This is a genomic window from Actinomycetota bacterium, from assembly GCA_035540895.1.
Lineage (GTDB): Bacteria > Actinomycetota > JAICYB01 > JAICYB01 > JAICYB01 > DATLFR01.
In genome coordinates, this window is sequence record DATLFR010000209.1 from 1 (window position 1) to 4,216 (window position 4,216).

The window sequence follows — 4,216 nt, forward strand, 5'->3', positions numbered from 1 at the left end:
GCCCCAACCCGCGTGGGAAGGCTGCACGATCCCCACCGGCTGCCGGCCCCCTCCCGGCGCCGACGCGTACACGCAGACCCCGCCCAGCGGCCGCCCGTCGCGGGTTCTGACGGTGCCCTCGATGGTCGGGAGCCGGCGAAGCGTGACGTCGATGCGGGTCGCGCGGCCCAGCTCCACCGTCAGGGGTGGGTCGGAGATCGTGACCTGCTCGTACGGAGAGGTGACGCACCCGGCGACCGAGACGAGGTAGGCGCCATCGCGCAAGCCGGTGAGCCAGAACGTCCCGTCGCTGCGGGTGTCCACCCGCTTCTCGGGACCGAAGCCCGGGCCGGGGGGCCGGGCCACGACGCAGACCCCGGACACGGGAGCCCCGTCCTCGTTCGTGACCGTCCCTGCGATCGCGCCCGAGAGCGGTGTGCGCTCGGCGGCCTCCGCCACCGGTCCCACGACGAACGACAGGACGGCCACCACGGCCAGGACACGGACCCGCATATCTCCCCCCTCGCTCGATCCCCTCCGAGGATGGTTATCCGCGCAGGCGCCGATCCCTTCCAGCTACATCTCCTCGAGCCGCTGCATCTGATGGTCCGTGAGCCGGATCGCGGCAGCTCCCACGTTCTCCTCCAGGTGCTCCACGCGGGAGGTGCCCGGTATGGGGAGCATCGAGGGCGACCGCTGCAGGAGCCAGGCGAGGGCGACCTGGACCCGGCTCGCGCCGTGCTCGGCGGCGACCCCGTCGAGGTCGTCCCCCGGGCGGACGATCGCCCCCGCGGCCAGGGGGTACCAGGGCAGGAACGCCAGACCCTCCCGCTCGCAATGCTCGATCACGTCTTCCCCGTCGCGCTCCCACAGTCCGTACCGGTTCTGGACCGAGACGATAGGAACGATCGACTCCGCCTCCCTCACCTGCTCGAGCGTCACGTTGCTCAGCCCGACGTGTTCGATCTTCCCTTCCGCGCGCAGCTCGGCGAGGGCGCCGACCGAGTCGGCGAACGCGACATCGGGGTCCGTCCCCGTGTGCAGCTGGTAGAGGGTGATCCTGTCGACGCGCAGCCGCCGCAGCGACTCCTCGCACGACCGTTTCAGATGGTCCGGACGGCAGTCCGGGTCCCAGCGTCCGGGTCCGGACCGCAGCAGCCCGCCCTTCGTCGCGATCACGAGGTCGCCCGGGTACGGGTGCAGGGCTTCCGCGATCAGCTCCTCGCTCGTCCCGGGCCCGTAGGCGTCGGCGGTGTCGATGAGGTTCACCCCCAGCTCCACGACCCGCCGCAGGAGCGCTCTGGCGCCTTCGGGGTCGGCCGGCGGTCCCCAGATGCCGTCGCCGGTGATCCGCATCGCGCCGAAGCCCATGCGGTTGACGGTCCGGTCGCCGACCCTCACCGTGCCGGCCGCTGCAGCAGGTGTCCCCATCTGTCCTCGGCTCCCGACGATACCCGGTCGGGCGGGGCGGAACCTGCCTGCCCGAGCCCGCGTTCGTTGAGGATGGGAGGCGCGCTCTCGTACATTCGTCTCTCTGGGGTACCTGGTGACGGAGGTGGAGACCTTGAGGATCGTTCGCACCGCCGCGGTCCTGTTCCTGCTCGCGGCACTGCTCCCGCTGACCGCATCCACGACGACCGCCCAGCAGAGGCCTCTGACGGTCAAGACGAACTACCCGTTCGTGGTCTCGGAGGCGGGCCGGAGCGTCAAGTTCGACATCCGCGTGCTGACGTCGCAGCCGCGGCCCGTGCGGCTCGAGATGGTCCAGGCGCCGCCCGGCTGGCAGTTCGAGCTGCGCGGGGGCGGGTTCCTGATCGGCGCCGTCTTCGGTGACCCGGAGGAGCCCCCACAGGCCGAGCTCGAGGTGCGGGTGCCGCCCGAGACCCCCCAGGGCGACTACCAGCTCGTCCTGCAGGGGACGGCTCCAGGCGCGGTCGACCGGCTGACGCTGACCGTGCGCATCTCCGACCAGGCCCCCGGGGCGGTGACCCTCACCAGCGACTTCCCGGCCCAGCGCGGAACGCCCACCGACACGTTCACGTTCCGGCTCACGCTCGAGAACAACACCCCCGAGGAGACGAGCTTCACGCTCGCCGCGCAGGGACCCGAAGGGTGGGACGTCCAGGCGCGTCCTACGGCGGAGACGAGGGCGGCGTCGATCACGGTGGAGGGCGGCGGCACGACCGACGTGGAGGTCTCGGTCGACCCGCCGGACCAGGCGCCCGCTGAGACGTACCCGATCAAGGTGACGGCGACCGGGCCGGGAGGTCAGCAGGCGAGCACGGAGGTCACGGTCGAGATCACCGGGACCCGGACCCTCGCCTTCACCACCTCGGACGAGCGACTCAACCGCGAGGGGGTGGCGGGCCGGACCCGCGAGGTCACGCTCGTCGTGCGCAACGAGGGGACGGCTCCGCTCCAGAACGTCCGCCTGAGCGACACCTCGCCGACCGGCTGGCGCGTGCAGTTCGAGCCGGAGGTCGTGGAGGCGGTACCCCCCGGGGAGACGCGAGAGGTGGTGGCCCGGGTCACCCCGGCGGGGGACGCCGTGGCCGGCGACTACAACATCACGCTGACCGCGAGCGGCGCGCAGGGAGGCAGCGAGTCGCTCGAGCTGAGGTACACGGTCCGGGCTTCGCGGCTGTGGGGCCTGATCGGCCTGCTCCTGATCGTCGCCGTCCTGTTCGGCATGCGGTACGTGTTCCAGCGCTACGGAAGGCGATGAACCCGGATCACCCCACGCCCACCCCGCCAGGAGAGCCCGTACCGGCGGAGACGGCCGGCCCGGCTCCCGCCGAGGTCGACCTCAGCCGGTACGCGATCCTCGCCCAGCAGCTGACGAAGAAGTACGGGACGTTCACGGCCGTGGACCGTCTCGACCTGGAGGTCGACCGGGGGGAGATCTTCGGCCTCCTCGGTCCGAACGGGGCCGGGAAGACCACGACCATCCTGATGCTGCTCGGCCTCACGGAGCCGACGCGGGGCGCGGCCAGGGTGGTGGGCCTCGACCCGCGACGCGACCCCCTCGAGATCAAGCGCCGGGTGGGCTACCTGCCGGACAACGTCGGCTTCTACGCGGACATGTCCGGGTACGACAACCTCCGCTACACGGCCCGGTTGAACGGGATACGCGACGACGACGCCCACCGGGCGGCGCTCCAGGCCCTCGACCAGGTGGGGCTGTCCGGACCCGGACACGACAAGGTGTCCACCTACTCGCGGGGCATGCGACAGCGGCTCGGGATCGCCGACGCCCTCGTGAAGGACCCCGAGATCCTGATCCTCGACGAGCCCACCATCTCGCTCGACCCGGAGGCGGTCGAGGAGACGCTCGAGCTCGTCCGCCGTCTGCCGCGGGAGCGGGGCGTGGCGGTCCTGCTGTCCTCCCACATGCTCCATCAGGTCCAGGCCATCTGCGACCGGGTGGCGATCTTCGTCCGGGGACGGGTGGTCGCACAGGGACGGGTCTCCGAGCTCGCCGAGAAGCTCACCGATATCGGGGTCACGATCGAGGTGGGGGCCGACGGCGCCGAGATCGGGGAGGCGTTGCGCGCGGTGCCCGACGTCGTCGACGTTCGGCGTGAGGGGGAGCTGTGGGTCGTCCGGGCGACGACCGACGTCCGCGCTCCCATGATCCGCGCGCTCATGGACAGGGGGGTCACCCCGACGCATGTCAGGCGCCGGGGAGCCGAGCTGGACGACATCTACCGCCGCTACTTCAGGACGGAGGAGGCCCGCGATGAGGGCAGCTGACGCCACCGCTTCCCGCGCTCCCACCCGGGCCGGATGGAAGGTGGTCGCGCGCAAGGAGTTCGGCGACCACGCGAACTCCCTCCGGCTGGTGATCATCGCCACGCTGCTCGGGCTCTCGGCCATCGCCGCGGTCTTCTCGGCCGCGCCCGCGATCCGCGACATCGGGGAGCAGACATCGGAGTTCCAGGGGCTGACCGGCCTGATCTTCGGGGCGCCCGGCCTGTTCCTCAGGCTGTTCACGATCACGGACGAGGCGTCCCGGCTCCCGCCGTTCTCCTCCATGGTCGCGCTCCTCGGACCGCTCCTCGGCATCGCGTTCGGGTTCGACGCGATAAACGGCGAGCGCGCGCAGGGGACGCTGCCCAGGCTCCTCTCCCAGCCCATCTACCGCGACGACGTGATCAACGGGAAGTTCGCCGCCGGACTCGCGGCGAACTTCCCGTTGATCACGTCGTCGCGGTAGATGGGCTGGGAGAGCCTGGGC

General features: G+C 71.5%; 5 protein-coding genes. 3 read left to right on the forward strand and 2 right to left on the reverse strand.

Features of this window, described 5'->3' with window-relative positions; all coding sequences use genetic code 11:
* Together VM840_11775 and VM840_11780 are read right to left on the reverse strand one after the other, a co-directional pair.
* Nucleotides 1-492: carboxypeptidase-like regulatory domain-containing protein (locus VM840_11775; GenBank protein ID HVL82256.1), on the reverse strand; the 492-nt coding region annotated here is incomplete at its 3' end.
* A gap of 63 nt (nt 493-555) precedes the next feature.
* Nucleotides 556-1,410 carry an aldo/keto reductase gene (locus VM840_11780; GenBank protein HVL82257.1) on the reverse strand — a complete coding sequence of 285 codons (855 nt, stop codon included), beginning with the start codon at nt 1,408-1,410 and terminating at the stop codon, nt 556-558.
* Nucleotides 1,411-1,543: 133 nt separating this feature from the next.
* Here VM840_11780 and VM840_11785 point away from each other — a divergent pair, with 133 nt between their 5' ends.
* Genes VM840_11785 through VM840_11795 form a run of 3 tightly spaced genes read left to right on the forward strand, consistent with a single transcriptional unit; the run spans nt 1,544 to nt 4,195 of the window.
* On the forward strand, nt 1,544-2,704 hold the full coding sequence (locus VM840_11785) for an NEW3 domain-containing protein (GenBank protein ID HVL82258.1): 1,161 nt from the start codon (nt 1,544-1,546) through the stop codon (nt 2,702-2,704).
* Complete coding sequence (locus VM840_11790; GenBank protein HVL82259.1) at nt 2,701-3,732, forward strand: ABC transporter ATP-binding protein; 1,032 nt, start codon at nt 2,701-2,703, stop codon at nt 3,730-3,732. Before VM840_11785 ends, VM840_11790 begins: the two co-directional genes overlap by 4 nt.
* Nucleotides 3,719-4,195: an ABC transporter permease subunit gene (locus VM840_11795; GenBank protein ID HVL82260.1), complete on the forward strand. Its 477-nt coding sequence runs from the start codon at nt 3,719-3,721 to the stop codon at nt 4,193-4,195. The genes VM840_11790 and VM840_11795 overlap by 14 nt, the downstream gene beginning before the upstream one ends.
* The last annotated feature ends 21 nt before the right edge of the window (nt 4,196-4,216 follow it).